Raw genomic sequence first — 23,105 nt, forward strand, 5'->3', positions numbered from 1 at the left:
TTTAAGGCCTTTCACCATACCCCCTAAAAAGCGGAGCAGGAACCATAATAATCCTGTAGAGCTCAGTCATAAAGCAGAGTATAAATAAAGCCGGTGTTAATTTAACACCGGCTTTTATAATTAGTATCCGAAAATTTCGGTCAGGTTCAGCTTTTTCACGTCACCCAGCTTCTTCATTTCAGTGTCATTCACTTTATCCTGAGAGGCTACGATACAGTAGGTGTAATTCCTGCCTTTCATCTCCTTGTCATGGAAGCTTTGGATATCGGCAAAGCTCAGCTTTGGAGCTGTCTCATACACTGTTTTCCTGATGTCGGAATTGTTGCCGAGCTTCTGTGCTCTGAGATAGTTGAAAATAATACCGTCCTGCGTAATCCTTTCTGAAGCGATGTTCTTTCTCAATCCGCTTTTGGCCGTTTCAAACAGCTGATCAGATTTAGGAAGGTCAGTCAATAACTCATTCATCGCAGTAGTGGATTCGTTGAACTTATCTGCCTGTGTCCCTACATAGGCCATCACCATATCCTTATCTTCTTTTTTGCTTGGGAGCGAGAAGTAGGAATAGGTAGAGTAGGCCAGTGCCTTGGATTCCCGGATGGTCTGGAATACGATAGAACCCATTCCGCCACCGAAATAATTGTTAAATAAGCTTACGGTCGGCGTGATGGACACATTGTACGGATCGGAGTTCCTAACCCAGAAGATCTCTGCCTGTACCATATCATAATGCGCAAACAGTACTTTGTTGTTATCCGTAGGAATCTGTACGAATGTTTTGGCTTTCGGCAGCTCTTTCAGCTTCGCAGGCAGGACATGGATCAGTTTGAGGGAAGCTGTCAGTTCATTTCCTGTTTTCGGCCCGTAATACAACACTTTATGCTGATAGCTGAAAAGGTCATGAAGAACTTTGATCAGGTCTTCTGCTTTCAGGGCATCCAGTTCTGCATCGCTTAAAACATTATTGAAAGGGTTTTGTGGCCCGTACTGTGCATAGCTTCTCAGTCCGGCCATGATGGTCCCTTTATTCTGCTTGGCATTGGCACGGGCTTTTTTCAGCCTTGTTTTGTAGGCATCCAGCGCGGCCTGGTCAGCCTGGCAGTTTTTAATCAGATCCTCAAAAAGGGAAAGGGTCTGGCTGAAGTTTTCATTAAGCCCTTCCAGGGTCACATAGGTTTCTTCATTCCCTGCACCTACCCTGAAGCTTGAGGCAAGCCTGTAGAAATCCTTGCTGATAGTTTCTGATGATTTGTCTTTTGTTCCCAAATACTGCAGGTATTCAGCCGCCAACGGAAGGATTTTGTTGTTCCATTTACCGGAATCGAAATGATAATACAGCCTGAACAGGTCGTTATCCGTATTCTTTACCGAAAGCACGTCAATGCTGCCCAGCTTGTTTTTAGCAATATCCTTGTCATAATTCAGCCATACCGGCGCAATGGTGTTTTCAGGCATGGCATCGATCTTTTTCAGGAATGGCGACTGGTCTTCCCTGTTTACGGAAACAGGAGTGATTGTAGGTTTGTCCACCTTCACAATGTTTTTGTCTTCGCCTTTACGCTTGTATACCGCTACATAATTATTGTCCTGAAGGTATTTCGCCGCAAAGTCCATAATATCCTTCTTGGTGATTTTGGAAATCTCTTCAATATATTCCAGGGCCGTTCTGTGATCGATATCGGATGTGAATTCATCCATAAGGATACCTGCTCTGGAAGAATATTTTTCACTCTTTTCAATCAGGCTTTTCTTTTCATTATTAACGATCGACTGGATCAGGTCTTCTGAAAACTCCCCTTTCCTTAATTTATCGATCTCCTGTAGCAATAAAGTCTTCACTTCATCCAGTGACTGGCCTTCCGTAGGCCTTCCCTGAAGCAGAAGAACGGAATAATCCTTCAGAGTATATGGAGAGGCGTAGGCAGACAACAGTTTCTGTTTTTTGACCAGATCCAGGTCGATAAGACCTGCCTGGCCATTGGTGAGCATATTGCCTACCAGGTTCAGCATTCTGGCATCCCTGGTAGTAGCGCCCGGAAAACGGAATCCGAGCATGATATTCTCAGGATTCGGTCCTACAACTTCCTTAACAACGGGTGCTGTAATATTTTTTTCCTGACCAATGTTGTAGGCAGGAATGGCTTTAGGCTTCATGTAAGAGAAAGCTTTGTCCACTTTGGCAATCATTTCGTCCGGATTGAAATCTCCCGACATGATGACTCCCATATTATTAGGAACGTAATAATTATTGAAATAGTCTCTGATGGCTTTCAGTGACGGGTTTTTAAGGTGCTCGATGGTTCCGATGGTCGTCTGCTTACCGTAATTGTTATTCGGGAACAGGTTGGCGAACATTACTTCAAATACTTTGTCCCCATCATCATCAAGGGATCTGTTTTTCTCTTCGTATACCGCTTCAAGCTCGGTATGGAAAAGCCTCAGGACGGGCTGCCTGAAACGTTCCGCCTGAACGGCGAGGAATTTATCCACCACATTGGCCGGAATATCCTCGGTATAAACGGTCTGCTCAAATGAAGTAAAGGCATTGGTACCATCGGCACCCATACCGGCCATCATTTTGTCGTATTCATTGGCAATCGCATATTTCGCCGCTTCTCCGGATACTTTATCGATTTCCTTGTAAATTTCCTTTCTTTTGGCTTCGTCCTTAGTTTGGTTGTACTGTTCGTACAGCCCGTCGATACGGTCAAGCAGAGGCTTTTCTTTAGACCAGTCTTTAGATCCGAACTGGTCTGTGCCTTTGAAAAGCATATGTTCCAGGTAATGGGCCAGTCCGGTATGGTCGGCAGGGTCGGTCTTGCTTCCTGCTTTGGTTGCTACGTAAACCTGTATCCTTGGGTCTTTCCTGGTTGGGCTGAGGATGACGGTCAGTCCGTTTTTGAGTTTGTAATATCTTGCAGCGGTAGGGTCATTGGTGACATAACGGTAGGTATATCCGTTGGAAGTGGCTTCTTTCCACTGGAAATCCTGCCCGTAAGCATACCCGCAGAAGCTCGCAGCAGCAATGCTGGAGACAATGGTTATTCTTTTTAAAATGTTCATGAATAAATTTTGTATTTTTTTTAATTAAACTGATCAAGCAGTGTTTTGATTCTCCTCATGGCCTCTTTCAGCTCCTCTTCAGAAGCGGCATAAGAAAACCGGATGCATTCCGGGCTTCCGAAAGAAACCCCGCCTACGCAGCCAACGTGGGCATGCTCCAGGATAAACATGGCAAAGTCATCGGAATCTTTGATTTCAACGCCGTTCAGTGTTTTTCCGATATAGTGGGAGATATCCGGGAAGAAATAGAATGCCGCTTTAGGCAATAAGACCTTAAAGCCGGGAATTTCCTTCATCAGACCATACACAAGGTCCCTTCTGGATTTAAAGGCATCGATCATATACCTGTATTCCGAAGGATCCGCTTTTAAAGCTGTGATTGAGGCTCTCTGCGCTACGGTATTGGCACCGCTGGTCATCTGTCCCTGGATTTTTTCACATGCTTTTGCCAGCCATTCAGGACAGGCAGAATACCCGATCCTCCAGCCGGTCATGGCAAATGCCTTGGACATACCGTTGATCACGGCAGTCTGTTCATAAACTTCCGGGAACTGGGCGATAGAGGTGGTTTTAGTTTCATAATTGATGAACTCATAGATTTCATCGGAAATCACGGTTACCTGCGGATATTTGGCGATTACTCTGGCCAGTGACCATAATTCATCATAGGTATAGTATCCTCCGGAAGGGTTGCAGGGTGAGCTGAACAGAATGACCTTGGTCTTATCTGTGATAGCATTTTCCAGCTGTTCCGCCGTAATTTTAAAATCGGTTACATATGAGGTGGGCAACAGGGTAGAGGTTCCGCCCATCATTTTCACCATTTCGTCATAACTTACCCAATAAGGAGCAGGAAGCAGGACTTCGTCACCGTCGTTGATCAGTGCGGCAAGGACATTCAGGATCGCCTGTTTGGCTCCGTTGGATACGCAGATCTGTGAAGGTTTATAATCGAGCTTATTATCCCTTTTCAGTTTTTCAGAAATAGCTTCCCTGAGCTCCAGGAACCCCGGAACGGGAGAATAATGGCTGTAATTTTCATTGATGGCATCAAATGCGGCCTGTTTGATAGGGTCCGGTACATCGAAATCGGGTTCTCCCAAAGTGAGGCTGATTACATCTACTCCGCTGGCCTTCATTTCTCTGGCTCTGTTAGACATCACGAAAGTCTGCGAATACCCCAGTCTGTTTACCCGGTCTGAAAGTTTGTTCATATGGTCTTTTTGAAATAGGAACAAATATAATAAAAACTATCGGTCGAAAAATTAAAATCAAACTTGTTTGAAATAGTGACGGGTAGATTGATTTTATAACTATATTTGTAGTTATAAATAATCAATCTAATTCAATTGCAATGTATAAAATCTTATTCCTTTTCCTGTTCTCTTGTGTTTCTGCCCAGCATTACCGTTTTGTGTACGAGTATACCATGAAGCCGGACATTCATAAAAAGGATTCAACAGTCACCGACTATATGAACCTGGACACGGACGGCAGAGCCTCCTACTTTTATAATGCGGCCAAATATGAACGCGATTCCGTGTATCAGGCAGATAAAAGCTATGCAAAGCTGCTTGCCGCCAAAACATTTGACCAGAACCTCGGTTATATTATCAAAAAAGAGTATTCCGGTAAAGCTATTACCTTATATGACCGGTTCAAAACAGCCAGCCTTTCCGTTCCCGGTCTTGAAGCTCCGGCATGGAAAATAAGGAAGGAATTCAGGACTATTAATAACATACATTGCCAGAAAGCAATGGCACAGTATAAAGGAAGGGAATGGGAAGCCTGGTTCAGCAAAGAATATCCTGTAAGCGATGGGCCTTATACCTTTACTGGCCTTCCTGGTATTGTGGTGCGGGCTCAGGATACTGAAAAAGACCATGTCTTTAACCTCATTCAGATCAGGAAGGTTCCGGCTGTATTTTCCATGCTTCCGAAGCCAGGCAAAAAAGTATCTCTGGCTGAATACAGGAAGATCATGAACGGTTTTACCTTTAGCAACGAAGATGTCGAAGGGGTGAATATCAATAAAGAAACCGGCAATGCAGACCTTCAGCTCAAGGGTGGCTACACTGCAAAGTTCGGGCTTGATGAAATGAAAAAGGTTAAAAATATGGATGCCGAAATCGCAAGAAGACTGAGGAGGACCAATAACCCGATTGAAAAGGATTAAGAGAAGATTGAACATCTTTACGGAAACTCATTTTGAATTCCCGCAATAAAAAACTTATTTTTGCTTTTTATAATAATTCTCATGCCTATACCGTTAGTATTAAAATATTTCCCGGATCTTACAGAAACCCAGAAAGAACAGTTCGCCGGACTGGAAGCGCTGTATCACGAATGGAATGAAAAGATCAATGTCATCTCCAGAAAAGATATGGAATCCCTGTACGAGAAGCATGTGCTGCATTCGCTGGGCATTGCAAAAGCGATGGAATTCGCTCCCGGCACTAAGGTCCTGGATATCGGAACAGGAGGAGGTTTTCCGGGGATTCCGCTGGCCATCCTTTTTCCGGAATCTGAATTTACACTAATCGATTCCATTGGTAAAAAGATCACAGTGGTACAGGCAGTAGCTGAAGGAGTAGGGCTTACCAATGTTACGGCTATCCACGGAAGGGCTGAGAAAGTGAAGGAAAAGTTCCATTTTGTAGTCAGCAGAGCGGTAACCCAGATGCCGGAATTCCTGCGCTGGCTGAAAGGGAAATTTGAAAAAGAACAGTTTAATACGAGGCATAACGGAGTGCTCTACCTGAAAGGAGGAGATCTTGCAGAAGAACTGGCCGGAATCCGATGTGAAATCATCAGCCTTAAAAATTATTTTGAAGAAGAATTTTTTGAAACCAAAAAAGTAGTTTATCTTTCAAAAGGCAATTTTAATTCTTAATTTAACATAATTTAGGAATAGTCTTTGATTATTTAATCATCATAATTAGAATTTTTTACCATGGAAAAAAAGATCTTTATAGGTTTCTCAGCCGTTATTTTGGGAATTCTGATGACGGCCTGTACACCGGATGATGACTATGAGACTATTGAATCCATTGATAAAATAAAGATCGACAGTGTAACAGTCGTCAATGACACCATGAGTGTTTTTGCTGTACAGAGCATCCGGACTTATTCAACATATCCTTCCCATTGCCAGGGATTTTACGGATATGATTATATCTACGGCGATAATCAGACCCGTACCGTAACGGCTTATAAATATATTACCAACGGACCGTGTACGCAGAATGTGTATACGAGTGCCAACCAGATTAAATTCAGTCCCCAGAAGACCGGAACATATACCTTTAGGTTCTGGAACGGCGGAAGCAGCTGGATTACCAAAACGATTGTAGTGCAGTAAAATGAAGTGGATTTTTTTAGTTCCTTTCCTGATATCCGGCAGCTTGTTCAGCCAGAAAATCATCTGGCAGGAAAATAACAGGCTGAAATGGGAAAATTTCAAAAGTAAAATCAACAACCAACAGGGCGATAATGTGGTTGCCTATACCCATTGTGGCTGGGAATATTCTGTGGTTAAATCCACTAATCCGAAAATTCCGGTAAGGATCAAAGTGACGACCATCTTCAACGAAGACCAGTCCTGGAAAGATGTTAAGCGCATCAACGATTATGTGCTCCTGCATGAGCAGAAACATTTTGATATTGCGGAAATCCATGCCCGTAAACTCAGGAAAGAAATTGCAGAAAGAATTAAAACTTCCGGAGATTACAATAAGTATTTCCAGGCGATATACAACAGGGTCCTGAACGATTACCGGAAATTCCAGGCTGCCTATGACCGGGAAACCCGCCATGGCATGAACGAAGAAAAGCAGGCAGAATATAACCGGGTAGTCAGCGAAGCGCTGGAAACCCTGAAAAGCTATGCCGCCTCTTGAAGTTCCTGAACAAAATAGTGGACGAGCTCCTGGCACAAAGTGAAGATCTTTCCGTGTTCAGCATCGTCCTGCCCGGGAAACGTCCCATTGTCTTCATCAGGCAGATCCTTTCAGAACGCAATTATTCAGGCTTTCTCCCTGATTTTTATACGATTGCCGAGCTCATTGACGTCATTGCAGACCGACAGGAAATTAAAGGCATTGCTTTATGGCTGTTCGCTTATGACGTTTACAAAAGCCTGAACCTGACTCCCAAAGAAGATTTTTCAGAATTCCTGAAATGGTTCCCAACCCTGCAGAAGGACTGGGATGACATGATGATGTTTGCTGAAAGTGATGAAGCCGTGCTTCAGTATATGTTCGATGAAGAACGCATCAAGGAATGGGCACAGGACCTCGGTGAAGATGATGAGGCACCGAGGAAGAAATTCCTCAATTTCTGGCGCAATATGAATATCTTCCTGCCGGTACTGAAGAAAAAGCTGCATGAGAAAAACTGGGCTACCCACGGAATGATCAATGAAGCAGCGAAATCCCGGCTGGATGGCTTTATTAAGGAGGCTTCACAAAAATTTGTATTCTGCGGCCTTAATGCCATGACACCTGTGGAGGAATCCCTGATCAGAAAAATGCTCCAGTGGGACAAAGCCCAATGCTTTTTCCAGGCCGACCGGTATTATTTTGAAGATGAACGGCAGGAAGCCGGCAAATTCCTCCGGGATCATAAAAGCTGGAAAGAATTCAGCGATTACAGGCCTTTCCGATGGATTGAAGATGATTTCGTCCAGCATAAAAATATCAAAGTTTACGAAGTTTCCGGAAATATTACCCAAACGAAGATATTGCCGGGAATCTTCAGTGAAATAGAGGATAAAACCTTTTCCAATACCGCTGTGGTACTGCTGGATGAAAACCTGCTGCCTGCTACGCTGGATGTGATGCATGAGATCGAATACCTCAATATCACCATGGGTTTTCCCCTGAAAAACCTTTCGTTTTCCAATGCGGTAAAGCAGCTCTTCTATCTGCAGAAGCAGCTTGAAAAAAACAAATCTTCCTATTATTACAGGGATATTTATCCCATCCTGGAAGAATTGCCAAGATCTGCTGAAGATGATGCAGTCATCAATAACTTCAAAGCCAGGATCGAGGAACGGAATATTGTCTATATCTCACGCAAACTGCTCCAGGAACTGCTGGGTACCCTTTCCTATTACAGGCTGCTCCAAAAAGCAGATTCAACGGATGAATACCTTGATCTTCTGGTTGAATTCTGCCAGCAGGTAAAATGGCTGGAGATTGATGACATCCAGTATGAGAATGTCTCCCATTTTGAAAATGCATTCAGGGTGCTGAAAAACCAGCTTACCCCGTATTCTTTTGAGATCAGGATGGAAACCCTGGAAATCCTGATCAATCAGCATATCAATTCGGAATGCATCGACTTTCAGGGCGAACCTCTGCGCGGATTGCAGGTCATGGGCCTTCTTGAAACGCGTCTCCTGAATTTCGAGAATGTGATTATGCTTTCCGTTAACGAAGGGAAGCTGCCGCTGGGTAATTCACACAACACTTACGTACCTTTCGATATCAGGAAATTTTTCAATATGCATACCTTCCTGGAGAATGACGGGATTTACGCCTATCATTTTTACAGGCTGATCCAGGATGCCCAAAATGTACATCTGTTATTCAATGCACTCAGTTCAGGAATCAATACCGGTGAAAAGAGCCGGTTCATTACCCAGATCGAAATGGAGAGTTCCCATGAGATCGAACACCTGATCATCGAAAACTCTTCAGAGCCCATCGTCACCCAGCCCATCGAAATCATTAAAACTCCGGTGGTGATGGAGCGGCTCCTGAAATGGAAGGAAAAAGTATCTGCTTCCCACCTCACCAGTTACCTGTATAACCCGATAGATTTCTATCTTTCCAAGATCCTTAATACATCCGAAACGGATGAGATCGAAGAAGAGTTGTCCGTGAGGAATTACGGAAACCTGGTGCATTACTCACTTCAGGAAGTATATGAAGTCCTTAAAGGTAAAGTATTAAAAGAAAGTGATTTAAAAGAATCAATTAAAGCAGTAGATCGGTATATAGAAATCGGGATTGAAAAGCTGAAGCACCAGCCTGAATACTATGAAAAAGGCATGAACTTCATTCATAAGGCCATCGCCAAAAAAGTGATTGAAAGTGTCCTGACCCATGATCTGGAGCTGATCCAAAGCGGGAATACACTAGAGATTATCGACATTGAAAAACGATTTGAAAATGTGGATTTTTATCTGGGTGAGAAAGATAAAGTATCCTTCTTCGGATTCATTGACCGGATCGACCGCCTGAACGGAACGGTGAGGATCATTGATTACAAGACGGCCAAAATTAAGAACCTTAATATAAAAATCGACCAGAACAACTGCAGCGATTATTTTCATAACAGCGACAGGAAGCAGGCTCTACAGCTCTGCATCTATCAGTATGTCATCCAGAGCCTGCCCGAATTCTGGGGCCTTCCCGTAGAAACGGGGATCTGGAGCTTTGCAGAAGTAAAAAAAGGGGTCCGCTCCCTGCAATTTGAAAAAGGAGGGATTGAAGAAGCTATGATTGCTGTTAAATGCTTAATTGAAGAAATCCTGAATCCTGACATCCCTTTTACGGAAAACATCCAATCCTATACTGCGTAAGAAAACAAATGAGGTCCGGCAAAGCCGGACCTCATTTATCGTATGATTTTCTTTTTTAAAAAGCATTGATTCCTGTAATGTCCATGCCGGTAATCAGCAGGTGGACATCGTGCGTGCCCTCATAGGTAATGACAGACTCCAGATTGGCTGCATGCCTCATCATCGGAAATTCACCCATGATTCCCATTCCGCCTAAAATCTGCCTTGATTCTCGGGCAATGTCAATAGCTATCTTTACATTGTTCCTTTTGGCCATAGAAATTTGTGCCGGTGTAGCCTTATGGTGGTTTTTAAGATTTCCCAGCTGCAGGCAGAGCAATTGTGCTTTGGTGATCTCCGTCAGGAATTCTGCCAGTTTTTTCTGCTGAAGCTGATAAGAACCGATGGGTTTCCCGAACTGCTTTCTTTCCTTTGAATACTGTACGGCTGTGCAGTAACAGTCGATGGCTGCACCGATGACCCCCCATGAAATCCCGTACCGTGCGGAATTTAGGCACGATAGCGGCCCTTTTAACCCCGTGACGCCCGGCATCAGGTTTTCTTTCGGAACTTTCACATCGTTGAAAACCAGTTCTCCCGTTTTGGAAGCCCTTAAACTCCATTTGTTATGGGTTTCAGGAGTAGTGAAGCCTTCCATGCCGCGTTCTACAATCAGTCCCTGTACTTTTCCGTCCTCATTTTTTGCCCAGACAACAGCAATATCACAAAGCGGGGCGTTAGTAATCCACATTTTGGCACCGTTAAGGAGATAGTGGTCTCCCATATCCCTGAAATTCGTTTCCATAGAGCCCGGATCGGAACCGTGATTAGGCTCCGTAAGGCCGAATGAACCGATCATTTCACCGGAAGCAAGCTTCGGAAGGTATTTTCTTTTCTGCTCTTCGGATCCGTATTCGTTAATCGGGAACATTACCAGTGAACTCTGTACGGACGCCGCAGAACGCACGGCAGAATCGCCGCGTTCCAGTTCCTGCATAATCAGCCCGTAGGAAATCTGATCAAGCCCGGAACCGCCGTACTCTTCAGGAATGTAAGGACCCAGTGCCCCAATGTTTCCCAATTCTCTCATCAAGCCTGGTAAATCCGTATGGTTTTGAGCTGCCTGGTCAATCTGCGGCATAACAAAACTTTCCACCCAGTCCCTTACGGATTGGCGGATCAGTTTGTGTTCTTCTGTAAGCAAAGCATCAATTCCGTAGTAATCGGGAATGCTTGTAAGAGGATAGTATGACATATGATTTTAATTTTCCTAAAAGTAACACTTTTCAGTATTCCGGAAAAATTTTTTTTCATGCCTGTTCTTACTTTTTTAAAGTCTGATTGCCAGCGGTTATTTGGTTTCCTTGCCTGAAATAGGATTAGGACTGTCTGTGCTGAATCTCTTTTTAAAGGTATAAAGATAAGGTGCCTTATTAGCCGAACCGTCATACAGCTTTTCCAGCCGATCCAGGATGTTAAGGCTCAGTATTTTACGCTGGAAATTATTCCTTCTGAATTTTTCTCCCAGAATGGTCTCATAGAGGCATTGCAGGTCCTTCATGGTGAACTTTTCGGGAAGCAGGTTGCTGGCCGCTACTTCCGTATTGATATTCATACGGAGATATTCCAGTCCGGTTTCTATGATCCGGTCATGGTCAAAAGCCATTTTTGGCAGCTTATTGACTTCAAACCATTCACAACTTTCATTAAAGGCATCAGGAAAAGTATTGGCAATGGAAAAATCGATCAGGCTGCAATACCCTACGGTAATGAACCTCTGGAAAATCCAGTGGTCTTTTGGTACTGTGATGCCTTTGTTTTCCAGCAGGATCTGATGGACGTTATTTTCAGTCCGGTCAATCCTCCCGAAGGTGTGGAACTGTTTCAGGAACAGGTCTTTAAGATGCGTCCTTTCGTATAAGACACGGGCCGCTGCCTCACGGAGATCTTCGTCTGTGAAGACAAATCCTCCCGGAAGCGACCAAAGGTCAAGATCATGGTATTTCAGCAGCAAAACCTTGAGGATATTATTATGAAAACCAAATATGGTGCAGTCAACGGAGACATGAGCTACAAAGTCTTTTGTATCAATAAGTTCCCGGAGTGTCTGTTTGTTCTTTGTGTCTTTAATTTTCATGGCAGTAAAAATAAAATTATTTTCTATAAGTTTTTCTTTGCGGCATAAAAATATAGTGAACTCACCGTAAGTAACACAATAACAGCGGCTAAAATGTACAAGGAATACCAGTTCAGCATGCTGTTTCCGAACAGCTTTGACATTACAATGGAGCTCACAGAACTTCCCAAGGAAGAGAAAATGACAATGCAGGAAGTCAGCAGGCTGATCTTTTCCCGCTCCATACCGGCAATTATTCTTGAGTTGATGACAGGGTATAGCGGAGACAGGAAAAGGCCTATCACCGGGAACAGATACAGCAGGATGCCGCTCTGGGGTGAGTATAAATACTGGATGCCGGAAATGATACAAAGCATGATGATAATAGAAGCCAGACATATCCAGTAGTAGTTAGCGAGAGAGAATCTGTGAATGAGGCGGGCGGTGACAGTTCTCCCTGCATAGGAAAAAAGAGCCATAAATGAAGTGGCCTGCAAGGCAAAAAAAGAGTTCACCTTCAAATGCGACTTATAATAGGACGGCAGCCATGAATTAAAGCTCTGTTCGATGAATACAATGAAAAAAATGACCATGAAAAATGCGATTACCGGTAGTTTTATCATGCCTGATATTCCTTCTATAAGTCCTTTTCCATCATTGGCCGGCTCTGAGATATCCAGTTTTGAAAACAAAAATACAGTAATGAATGAAAGGACCGAGACACCCAGGAACCCCAGCTTCCAGAAGGCGGAATACGGACTTGAGATCAGCCATCCGAAGCCCGTATTCACTACAAAAATACCGATCATAAAAGATGCTTCCACATTATTCATGGTTTTGGCCAGCGATTTTTCATCAGCAATATTGTTCCGTATGATCCCGAATACGCAGATCTTTCCGATAGCAAAACACACTCCGATAATCGCAAACCACAGCTTATAGAACCAGAATACTTCCACAAAAGGCAGTATGGCTGAGCATATTCCTACTGTAAGCAATGCTGACAGCAGCGCCTTCTTAGTTCCGGTCTTACTGATAAGGCTTACGGCAAAAAGGGAAATAAAAGCAATAGGGAGATCCTTGAAAGATTCAAGGAAACCTAGTTTTTCATACGTAATTTTTGCCTCCGAAAGCTGGAGGATCACAATGCCCATACAGTTCAGTACCATTGAAAATATAAGAAAACTCAACTTCAGGGGAAGTGATAAATTGCCTGTCTTGGTCATCATTTCGGGGATTGATATTAACGTTTTTTTTGACTTTTTTATGAAAAGCAGGGTCAAAATTATGCCTTTGAACTCCCAAAAATAAAGGAAAAATTAAAATATTTATTAAGACAATGTTAAATAATTAAAAAAAAATATATTTTTATTGTCTCATTTTGAGAATTAAAAAACTTAACTGTATATGAATGTAAAACTATCAAGAAGTTTAGGGATGGTTGCCGTGCTTTATTTTACGGCGAATTTCAGTGCCCAGAACAGAACGAATGACACGATTTCCAAAGAAGCCAAAATTGAGGAAGTGGTGATGATTGGTTATGGTACCCAGAAGAAAAGTAATGTGACGGGAGCCATCTCGAGTATCAAAGCCAGTGACATTGAAAATGCACCTGTAGCTGGCAGACCCGAACAGGTGCTTCAGGGACGTGCAGCTGGTGTAAGCGTTATATCAAATTCTGGGCAGCCAGGATCTGCTCCTACTGTACGAGTAAGGGGTATCACCAGCTTTGGAGCTGGTAGTAATGATCCGTTATGGGTAGTTGATGGAATTGTTGTTGACAATATCGGATGGTTAAATCAGTCTGATATTGAAGGAATGGAAATTCTGAAAGACGGTGCCTCTGCAGCAATTTATGGTGTTTCTGCTGCAAAAGGAGTTGTTCTAATCACAACTAAAAAAGGAGCCAAAGGAAGAATGAATCTTTCATACAGTGGCTTCTTCGGCGTAGGAAGTGCAGCAAGAAAACTGGATTTACTTAATGCGACGCAGTATGCCACCATTATGAACGAGGCTAATGCCAATGATGGGAAGCCAGCCATGTTTTCAAATCCCGGTTCTTTTGGTGCTGGTACAGACTGGCAGAAGCAGATCTTCAATACTGCTCAGCGTCAATCTCATGAATTTAGTATAAATGGAGGAAATGATAAGTCTACCTTTTATACCTCATTCGGATATTACGATCAGGAAGGTATTGTGATGAGAGATATTTCCAATTATAAGCGAATCAATGCTAGATTTAACTCTACACATAAAGTTTTTGACTTTTTAACAATTGGACAAACCTTTGCTTATACCCATGTAAAGGCACAAGGTATTAATGATAATAATGAATTTGGTGGTCCCCTTAGTTCTGCAATTAATTTAGATCCTACCACTCCTGTTGTCGTAAATGATATTGCAGGACAACCGTTTCCAAGTGATTATTTAAACAATGCAAACATTATAAGAGACCCTAATGGTAACCCATATGGTATTTCGCATTATGTAAGTAAAGAAATGACTAACCCATTGGCTTTTCAGGAAACTCAAAGGGGAAGATATAGGTGGTCTGATGATATTGTAGCTAATGTTTTCGGAGATTTAAAAATTAATAAGAATTTTAATTTTAAATCAAGCATAAACGGTAAGCTGGCGTATTGGGGGAACCAGGCATTTACTCCAAAATCTTATCTGAGTTCTGCCAATTCAAATTTAACTAACAATTTATTTAGAGAAATTCAAAGAAAATTTGAGTGGAATACAGAAAACACTTTAACTTATCAAAATAGGTTTGGTTTGCATAATCTGAACGTATTGTTAGGACAGGGTTATTATGAGTATAATATCTCTTATGGACAAAACACAACGTATAAAAATCTTCCTACAAACAATTGGCAGGATGCATCATTCAATTTTGATATTTCACCTAGTGACAGGACTTCAAATGCGTGGGATGGAAAAGAAACACATAAGGCATCTTATTTTGGAAGAATAGTATATGACTATGATAATAAATATCTATTCACAGGAACTGTCCGAAGAGATGGATCTTCGAAATTCGGAAGAAATAACCATTGGGGTACTTTTCCGGCAATGTCTTTAGGATGGAATGTATCTAATGAAAGTTTTTGGCCTGAAAACAAAGTTTTAAACAGCTTTAAATTAAGAGGCGGGTATGGAGTATTGGGGAATGATGCTATCTCGGATTTTCAGTTTGCAAACTTTTTAGTAGCAGGTAGTAATTATACCTTTGCAGATAACATCATTCGTGTTGGTTATGCACCAAGTACTTTGGAAAACCCTGATTTAAAGTGGGAAAGAACTTCACAGTTAAATATTGCTGCTGACCTTAAATTATTCAAGAACTTTGACTTAAGTGTTGATGTTTACAGAAAAAAAAGTACAGATATCCTGAGACAGGTTGAGGTTCCCGGATACTTAGGCCTTATTAACAACCCGTGGAGAAATATTGGAGATATGAACAACGATGGTGTTGAGGTAACTTTAGGATACAGAAAAAACTGGGGTGATTTCGGCATTTCTGCAAACGGTAATTTCGCTTATTTAAAAAATGAAATAACCAGATTGGAAGGTGGTAAGCAATATGTAAATTTTGCTTCTTTTCAAACTCTTGGAACGGTATCTAGATTACAAGTGGGTCAATCTTATGGTTCTTTTTACGGATACCAAAACCTAGGGGTATTCCAAAATCAGGCAGAAATTGATGCATACAGAAATTCAGGAGGAGCATTGATCCAACCCAACGCTAAGCCTGGTGATTTCAAAAGATTTGATGCAAACGGTGATGGAAAAATAGATGAGAATGATTATATAAATTTAGGCAATTCTGTGCCAAAATATACTTTTGGTTTCACTGTAAATATGAACTACAAGAACTTTGATCTTATGGTATTTGCTCAAGGACAGGCAGGCAATAAAATTTTCCAAGGTTTAAGAAGACTAGATATACCGGAATCAAATTATCAGACTGCCATTCTTGACCGTTGGACTGGTGAAGGAACATCTAATACAATTGCCAGACTTACTAAAGATGACCCAAATCAAAATTATACAAGAATGTCAGATTATTATCTGCAAAAAGGAGATTATCTGAGATTAAAATTAGTTCAAATAGGATATAGCCTATCAAAAGAAACTGCAAAAGCCATCGGAGCTTCAAAAATCAGATTTTATGTAACAGGAGAAAACCTTTTGACATTTACAAAGTATACAGGCTATGATCCAGAAATTGCTGGTGGGGACACATTCGGAATAGATAGAGCATACTATCCTCAGGCAAGAACATTCCTTTTTGGTGCTAATATTCAATTTTAATTCAATAAACAATGAAAAATAAAAGATTTATATACAAAAGTGTATCTGTATTAATGCTTGCAGGTATTGGTTTTGGCACTACTTCATGCAACAATGGCAATTTGGAAGATGTCCAGAATACGGGAACTTTTGATTCCAATAATTATTTCCAGAATGAAGAACAGTCTTTTTCTGGACTGGTTGCGACTTATGATATGCTGAGAAAATATTCAGGCGGTTTTGAAAATATGGTGACATTTTTTAATGCTGCTTCAGATGATTTTTATTCAGGTGGCGGAAACTCCTCAGACGGTGCTGGGATACAGGGCTTTTCAAATTATACCATCAATCCTATCATCATGCCTGCAAGTTATTGGAAGGACTATTATCAGGGTATAGCAAAAGCCAATTTACTCCTGGATAGAATTCCTAATGCCAATATGAACGATCAGGTTAGAAGAAGATTCATTGCCGAAGCTAAGGTTCTAAGATCACTTTACTATTTTGAACTTTTAAGGATGTTTAAAAATATTCCTATGGTTCTAAAGCCTATCCTTGCTACGGATGATTATTATAACATTCCTCAAGCTAAACCTGAAGATGTATATAATCAGATAGAAGCAGATATTCTTTCATCAATTAATGATCTTCCAGCAACTATCAGTTCAGCTAATAAAGCCGAATTAGGTAGGATTACACAAGGTTCAGCCCGCGCGATCCTTGGAAAAATCTATCTTTACAATAATAAAAAAGACCTTGCCGCGGCACAATTTGAAATGGTTAATGGAACTCCGGGGCAGACCAGTCAGTACGGTTATCGGTTGGTAAATAATTTTGCTGATCTTTGGGTTGTGGATAATAAATTTACTACGGAATCTATTCTTGAGGTAATGCATACTAATGCAAGTAATGCCGACTGGGGATTTTGGGGTTCGGGAAAAGATGAAGGGAACTCTGTAAATCAAATGGTAGGAATTATTTCTTACGGAGTCAATTCTCAACTTCCAAATAACGATGCTCCGAGCATTCACAAAGGCTGGGGATTCAATCCTGCAACAGAAGATCTATTCAATTTTATGCAGGGAGACCCCCGTTTAGGAGCAACCATTTTTAATGCTAAAGCATTGGTACAGCAAAATAAGGTTACTTACTCTCCTGGATTCAGAGATACAGGGTATTTCCTAAATAAATACTTACCCAGAACATCAGATGAGACGACTTTACCTGGAGTTGTGGAACTAAATTTCCGTCAGGATTATATAGCTATTCGGTTAGCAGATACCTATTTAATGGAAGCAGAAGCCCTTGGTGGTACAGGCTCAAGAGCACAGCTTTTATTAGATGCAGTAAGAGCAAGAGTGGGATTAGCTTCCGTCCCTGTTTCTATGCAGGCTATTAAAGATGAGAGAAGAAGGGAACTTGCAGGAGAAGGACATCGCTGGTTTGACTTAGTTAGATGGGGAGATGCTCCTTCAAAACTTGGTTCAAGAGGGTTTACAGCAGGAAAGAGTGAAATTCTTCCGATTCCTTTTAACGAACTGACTAATACTGCTTTGAAACAAAACCCTGGTTATTAATCTAAATCTAATTAAAGTATGATCGCTAAATTTATCAATAAAGGACTTTTGCTCAGCTCTGCCGTGTTTTTCCTGGCCAGCTGTACACCGGATACCATCGATGGTGATGGCAACGGTATCATGCCTTCCGCTGCAGATGCTTCATTCAAAGTGACCAAAACAGCGGAAAACAGGTATAACCTGAAAGCAAATTCCAACAATTATATTTTTTCCAAATGGAATATCGACGATGACGGATATAATGCCGGAAAGAATGAAGAGAATATTTTCCTTCCCGATGCCGGAACCTATGTGATCCAGCACCAGACGATAGGAGTTGGAGGCACTGTATCGGGTACTTCCAGCGGAACTATTGTAGTGCCAACTTCTGATCCTGTAGCAGGAAATATGATCCAGGGAGGAAGGTTCGATACTCCGGATGAAATTGCCAAATGGTCTAAGCATACCATCAGTGCATCCGGAGCCCAATGGGTTTTTGCCAACGGGAAAGCAACCATTGTGGCCAATGGAGGAAGCCAGCAGGGGATCTATCAGGCTGTGAACGTTGTGGCAGGACAGAAGTATGCCATTGATATGGTGGTTTCTTCGGAATCTGCCCTTGTCGATACCTGGTTTGAAGTATATGTCCTGAACAGCATGCCGGTTACAGGCCAGGACATCAGCGGAACGGTTTACCGCAACATCAATACCTGGGCAGGATGCGGAAAGTCAGCGTTCAAAGGTAAAGTGTCATCGGTGGGTTGTGACAGCCCTAAAAACGGGGGCGTTTTCACGGCAACCACCACAGGAACCGTTTACCTGGAAATCAAGTGCGGAGGAACAACCGTCAACAGCCTTAGCGTAGACAAAGTGGAATTCCGGAGAACACAATAATTTTCATTATGAAATCACACAATTCATATAGTTTATTTATGAGAAGTGCTGCACTTTGCGGTGTAGCGCTTCTCTCTTTTTTGGGGTGCAGCAGCACTTCATCAGATTTGGCCAATAACGAGAATCCGGTTAACGGCGGTGGCGGGACTACAGGTGATCCTGTGGATGTATGGCTGACGAAGGGTGACCAGTCGGTCAAACTGCAACAGCAGACCGCAGTATACTTTACTTCAGCATCCAACAGCTATCCGAGCATAGAGATCGATGCTTCCAAAGTCTTTCAGACGGTGGATGGCTTTGGCTATACCCTGACTGGCGGAAGCGTGGAAGTGATCAATCAGCTGACTGCCGCAAAGAAACAGGAATTACTGAATGACCTGTTCAGCAGCTCCGGAATCGGGATCAGTTACCTGAGGATCAGCATCGGAGCTTCGGATCTTAACAGTGAAGTGTTCTCATATGATGATATGCCGGCAGGCCAGACCGACCTTAGTCTTTCGCAGTTTAGCCTTACCAAGGATCAGGCAGTTATTCAGATGCTGAAAGATATCCTCGTGATCAACCCGAACATCAAAATCCTGACAACACCATGGTCGCCGCCGGTTTGGATGAAGGATAACGGAAGTACCATCGGCGGAAGCCTGAAACCCGAATATTACAATGTGTATGCACAGTATTTTGTAAAATACATCCAGGCTATGAAAGCACAGGGGATTACGGTTCATGCCGTTACGCCTCAGAATGAGCCTTTGCATCCTGGGAACAATCCCAGCCTGTATATGACAGCTGCCAATCAGGCTGCATTCATCAAAAATAATCTGGGTCCTGCTTTTCAGGCAGCCAACATCAATACCAAAATCATTGCCTACGATCATAACTGCGACAATCCGGCCTATCCTCTGGCAGTCCTGAATGATACTGGCGCTAATCCTTATGTGGACGGATCCGCATTTCATTTGTACGCAGGTGATATTTCAGCATTGAGTACTGTGCATAATTTATATCCGGATAAAAATGTTTATTTCACTGAGCAATGGACCAGTTCCACCGGGAATTTCTCCGGAGATTTGGATTGGCACGTAAAAAACATTATTATTGGATCTATGAGAAACTGGAGCAAAACCGCACTGGAGTGGAATGTAGCCAACAATGCCTCATTCGGGCCGCATACGCCCGGAGGATGTACGCAATGCAAAGGTGCAGTAACCATTAATGGCGGAAACAGCTATGAAAAAAATGTAGCGTACTACATCATTGCCCATGCTTCCAAATTTGTTCCGGTAAATTCCCAGCGGATTGCTTCCACAGAGACCGGTAACCTTTCTACGGTGGCTTTTAAAACGCCGGCAGGAAAGACGGTCCTGATTGTGCAGAACGGCAGTTCAACGGATCAGACATTTAATATCAAATACAATCAGAAAACAGCTCCTGTAACCATTTCAGGACACTCAGCAGCGACGTATATCTTTTAAAAAAGCATATGAAAAGAGTTTATTTCTTACTGGCCGTTGCAGCCTTCGGGATGAATGCATCCGGACAGAAAACGGCAGACCAGAAAGCCTCCGAACTGTTATCTAAAATGACATTGGAGGAAAAAATAGGGCAGTTGGTCCAGTACAGCGGCTTTGAATACGCCACCGGTCCGCAAAACACCAATTCTGCAACCGTTCTGGAAGAAATAAAAAAAGGTAAGGTAGGATCCATGCTCAATGTAGCCGGATCCGAAGAGACCAGAAACTTTCAGAAGCTGGCGTTACAGTCGCGGCTGAAAATCCCGTTGCTTTTCGGGCAGGATGTGATCCACGGATACAGAACTACCTTTCCGGTGAATATCGGACAGGCAGCCAGCTGGGACCTCACACTTATTGAACAGTCAGAAAGGATTGCGGCTACGGAAGCTTCCGCTTACGGAATCCACTGGACTTTTGCCCCAATGGTTGATATCGCCAGAGATCCGAGATGGGGAAGGGTGATGGAAGGCTCCGGGGAAGATACTTACTTAGGAACCCGGATCGGGTTGGCAAGAATCAGGGGATTCCAGGGAAAAGGATTAGGCAATCTTGATGCGATCATGGCCTGTGCAAAGCATTTTGCGGCCTACGGTGCTGCAGTGGGCGGACGGGATTATAATTCGGTCGACATGAGCCTGCGGCAGCTTAATGAAACCTACCTTCCGCCGTTTAAGGCTGCTGCGGAAGCCGGAGTAGCTACATTCATGAACTCGTTCAATGATATCAACGGTATTCCTGCTACCACCAACCGGTATATCCTGAGGGATTTGCTGAAGGGACAGTGGAATTACAGGGGATTCGTGGTGTCTGACTGGGGCAGCATCGGGGAAATGGTGGCGCATGGCTATGCCAGAGATAATAAGGAAGCGGCTGAAAAAGCCATTATTGCCGGCAGTGATATGGACATGGAAAGCCGTGCCTACATGGCTGAACTCCCAAGGCTTGTTCAGGAAGGTAAAGTTGATTCTAAGCTGATTGATGATGCTGCACGGAGAATTCTGATCAAAAAATTCGAAATGGGTTTATTTGATGATCCTTACCGTTTCAGCAGTGAAAAAAGACAGCAGCAGCAGACCAATAACCGGGAGAACAGGAAATTCGGAAGGGAATTCGGCTCAAAGAGTATTGTTTTGATGAAAAACCAGGACAACATCCTGCCACTTTCGAGGTCCGTAAAGACAGTAGCTTTAATCGGCCCTTTCGGAAAAGAGACCACGGCAAACCACGGCTTCTGGTCGGTGGCATTTAAAGATGACAATCAAAGGATCATCAGTCAGTTCGACGGTATCAGAAGCCAGTTGGATAAAAATTCTACCTTGCTGTATGCGAAAGGCGCCAATGCGGATGACCAGGACAGATCCATGTTTGCAGAGGCCGTTGCAACCGCGAAAAAAGCTGATGTAGTCATCATGACTTTAGGGGAAGGCCATGCGATGAGCGGTGAAGCCAAGAGCCGGAGCAATATTCATTTTTCGGGTGTCCAGGAAGATTTACTGAAAGAAATCGCCAAAACCGGTAAACCGATTGTCCTGATGATCAATGCAGGAAGGCCGCTGGTGTTCGACTGGGCAGCAGATAACATTCCGGCCATCATGTATACCTGGTGGCTTGGAACGGAAGCCGGAAACTCTATTGCGGATGTACTCTTCGGATCGGTAAATCCGGGCGGGAAGCTGCCAATGACGTTCCCAAGAACCGAAGGACAGATTCCGGTATATTACAATCACTACAATACAGGAAGGCCGGCAAAAAACAATACGGACAGGAATTATGTTTCTGCCTATATCGATCTCGATAATGATCCGAAATTCCCTTTCGGGTACGGGCTGAGCTATACCACTTTCAGGTATTCCGATATGAGTTTAAGTTCGGCAAATCTTACAGGAAACCAGGCCCTGGACATCAGTGTTACTGTCTCCAATACCGGAAAATACGACGGTGAAGAGGTGGTACAGCTTTACATCAGGGATCTGGTAGGAAAAGTGGTAAGGCCTGTAAAGGAGCTGAAAGGCTTCCAGAAAGTCTTAATTAAAAAAGGGGAACAGAAAACGGTTCATTTCAGACTGACCACCCAGGACCTTAAGTTTTACGATGATGCACTGAATTACGACTGGGAACCCGGCGAGTATGACATTATGGTAGGAACTGATTCGCAACAGGTGCAAACCAAAAGAATTACATGGTTAAAATAAATAGTTTTTACAGACAGAAGCGGGATAACACCCGCTTTTGGCGGTAAAGGACATCAGGTTCCGGTAATGACGATTTAATAATAAACTTAAATTTTGAAGATGAAGATTCGATATATGCTTAGCCTTTTTACCGGAGGATTGCTGGTTTTTTCTGCATGCAGTTGTATTTCCTGGCTTTCACATCCACGCAGCAGGCTGGTCTGGAATGATGAATTCAATGGAAAAGGTTTGCCGGATTCCACCAAATGGAATTATGATGTCGGTGGCCACGGCTACGGAAATAATGAAGAACAGTTCTACACGAAAAACCGACCGGAAAATGCCAGGCTGGAAGATGGAAAGCTGGTCATTGAAGCCAGGAAAGAACAGTGGGAAGGTAATACATATACGTCTGCAAGGCTTTTGACTAAAGGAAAGTTCTCTTTTCAGTACGGTACCGTGGAGGTGAGGGCAAAGCTACCCAAAGGACGAGGAACCTGGCCTGCCATCTGGATGATGAGTGAGAAAATGAAAAAATGGCCGGATGACGGAGAACTGGATATTATGGAGCATGTAGGTTACCACCAGGGATACATCCATGCTTCCGTTCATACGAAGAAATATAACCACATCATCGGAACCCAGAAAACAGATACCCTTGTTGTACAGGATGCCAGTGAACAGTTCCATGTTTATAAAGGGGTCTGGACACCTGAAAAGATTGATGTATATGTGGATAAACAGAAGTATTTCACGTATGAAAACAGGGAAAAGACCTATGACGCATGGCCGTTTGACCAGCCCTATTTTCTCATCCTGAATCTTGCCATCGGCGGCTTCTGGGGTGGTAAAGAGGGCATTGATGACCGTATATTTCCGCAAAAGTTTGAGATTGATTATGTAAGGGTTTACCAGAACCGATAAATGACCGGT

General features: G+C 42.9%; 16 protein-coding genes. 11 read left to right on the top strand and 5 right to left on the bottom strand.

The window, feature by feature from the left end; translation table 11 throughout:
* Positions 1 to 120: 120 nt before the first annotated feature.
* On the bottom strand, positions 121 to 3,060 hold the full coding sequence (locus CGB83_RS00685; protein ID WP_100074035.1) for a M16 family metallopeptidase: 2,940 nt from the start codon (positions 3,058 to 3,060) through the stop codon (positions 121 to 123).
* Positions 3,061 to 3,080: 20 nt separating this feature from the next.
* Positions 3,081 to 4,274 carry a pyridoxal phosphate-dependent aminotransferase gene (locus CGB83_RS00690; RefSeq protein WP_100074036.1) on the bottom strand — a complete coding sequence of 398 codons (1,194 nt, stop codon included), beginning with the start codon at positions 4,272 to 4,274 and terminating at the stop codon, positions 3,081 to 3,083.
* Positions 4,275 to 4,414: 140 nt separating this feature from the next.
* Between CGB83_RS00690 and CGB83_RS00695 the strand changes: the two genes are divergently transcribed.
* From CGB83_RS00695 to CGB83_RS00715, 5 genes are all read left to right on the top strand, one after another.
* The gene (locus tag CGB83_RS00695) at positions 4,415 to 5,236 is read left to right on the top strand and encodes a GLPGLI family protein (RefSeq protein WP_100074037.1); all 822 of its coding nucleotides are present in this window, start codon (positions 4,415 to 4,417) and stop codon (positions 5,234 to 5,236) included.
* A gap of 81 nt (positions 5,237 to 5,317) precedes the next feature.
* Positions 5,318 to 5,953, top strand: coding sequence for a 16S rRNA (guanine(527)-N(7))-methyltransferase RsmG (rsmG, locus tag CGB83_RS00700; RefSeq protein ID WP_100074038.1), 636 nt, complete (start codon positions 5,318 to 5,320; stop codon positions 5,951 to 5,953).
* A 60-nt stretch (positions 5,954 to 6,013) separates the two neighbouring features.
* Positions 6,014 to 6,421, top strand: coding sequence for a hypothetical protein (locus CGB83_RS00705; protein ID WP_100074039.1), 408 nt, complete (start codon positions 6,014 to 6,016; stop codon positions 6,419 to 6,421).
* 1 nt (position 6,422) lies between these two features.
* Positions 6,423 to 6,959, top strand: coding sequence for a DUF922 domain-containing protein (locus CGB83_RS00710; RefSeq protein ID WP_100074040.1), 537 nt, complete (start codon positions 6,423 to 6,425; stop codon positions 6,957 to 6,959).
* The gene (locus CGB83_RS00715; RefSeq protein ID WP_100074041.1) at positions 6,956 to 9,649 is read left to right on the top strand and encodes a PD-(D/E)XK nuclease family protein; all 2,694 of its coding nucleotides are present in this window, start codon (positions 6,956 to 6,958) and stop codon (positions 9,647 to 9,649) included. The genes CGB83_RS00710 and CGB83_RS00715 overlap by 4 nt, the downstream gene beginning before the upstream one ends.
* A gap of 55 nt (positions 9,650 to 9,704) precedes the next feature.
* Here CGB83_RS00715 and CGB83_RS00720 read toward each other — a convergent pair whose 3' ends face one another.
* The 3 genes from CGB83_RS00720 to CGB83_RS00730 all read right to left on the bottom strand — a co-directional run bounded on the left by CGB83_RS00720 (position 9,705) and on the right by CGB83_RS00730 (position 12,973).
* Complete coding sequence (locus CGB83_RS00720) at positions 9,705 to 10,883, bottom strand: acyl-CoA dehydrogenase family protein (RefSeq protein ID WP_100074042.1); 1,179 nt, start codon at positions 10,881 to 10,883, stop codon at positions 9,705 to 9,707.
* 96 nt (positions 10,884 to 10,979) lie between these two features.
* Positions 10,980 to 11,765 (bottom strand): NUDIX hydrolase, encoded by a 786-nt coding sequence (locus CGB83_RS00725; RefSeq protein ID WP_100074043.1) that lies wholly within the window; start codon positions 11,763 to 11,765, stop codon positions 10,980 to 10,982.
* Positions 11,766 to 11,788: 23 nt separating this feature from the next.
* Entirely contained in the window at positions 11,789 to 12,973 is a 1,185-nt protein-coding gene (locus CGB83_RS00730) for an MFS transporter (protein ID WP_228420033.1), read from the bottom strand.
* A gap of 178 nt (positions 12,974 to 13,151) precedes the next feature.
* Between CGB83_RS00730 and CGB83_RS00735 the strand changes: the two genes are divergently transcribed.
* The 6 genes from CGB83_RS00735 to CGB83_RS00760 all read left to right on the top strand — a co-directional run bounded on the left by CGB83_RS00735 (position 13,152) and on the right by CGB83_RS00760 (position 23,096).
* On the top strand, positions 13,152 to 16,061 hold the full coding sequence (locus CGB83_RS00735; protein WP_100074045.1) for a SusC/RagA family TonB-linked outer membrane protein: 2,910 nt from the start codon (positions 13,152 to 13,154) through the stop codon (positions 16,059 to 16,061).
* 11 nt (positions 16,062 to 16,072) lie between these two features.
* Entirely contained in the window at positions 16,073 to 17,617 is a 1,545-nt protein-coding gene (locus tag CGB83_RS00740) for a RagB/SusD family nutrient uptake outer membrane protein (protein ID WP_100074046.1), read from the top strand.
* 18 nt (positions 17,618 to 17,635) lie between these two features.
* Entirely contained in the window at positions 17,636 to 18,490 is an 855-nt protein-coding gene (locus CGB83_RS00745; RefSeq protein ID WP_100074047.1) for a hypothetical protein, read from the top strand.
* A gap of 38 nt (positions 18,491 to 18,528) precedes the next feature.
* Positions 18,529 to 19,962 (top strand): glycoside hydrolase family 30 protein, encoded by a 1,434-nt coding sequence (locus CGB83_RS00750; protein ID WP_228420035.1) that lies wholly within the window; start codon positions 18,529 to 18,531, stop codon positions 19,960 to 19,962.
* Between the two features lie 8 nt (positions 19,963 to 19,970).
* Positions 19,971 to 22,193 (top strand): beta-glucosidase BglX, encoded by a 2,223-nt coding sequence (gene bglX, locus CGB83_RS00755; protein ID WP_100074049.1) that lies wholly within the window; start codon positions 19,971 to 19,973, stop codon positions 22,191 to 22,193.
* Between the two features lie 99 nt (positions 22,194 to 22,292).
* Positions 22,293 to 23,096, top strand: a complete 804-nt coding sequence (locus CGB83_RS00760) for a glycoside hydrolase family 16 protein (RefSeq protein WP_100074050.1) — start codon at positions 22,293 to 22,295, stop codon at positions 23,094 to 23,096.
* The last annotated feature ends 9 nt before the right edge of the window (positions 23,097 to 23,105 follow it).

The organism is Chryseobacterium camelliae (genome assembly GCF_002770595.1).
Classification (GTDB): Bacteria; Bacteroidota; Bacteroidia; order Flavobacteriales; family Weeksellaceae; genus Chryseobacterium; species Chryseobacterium camelliae.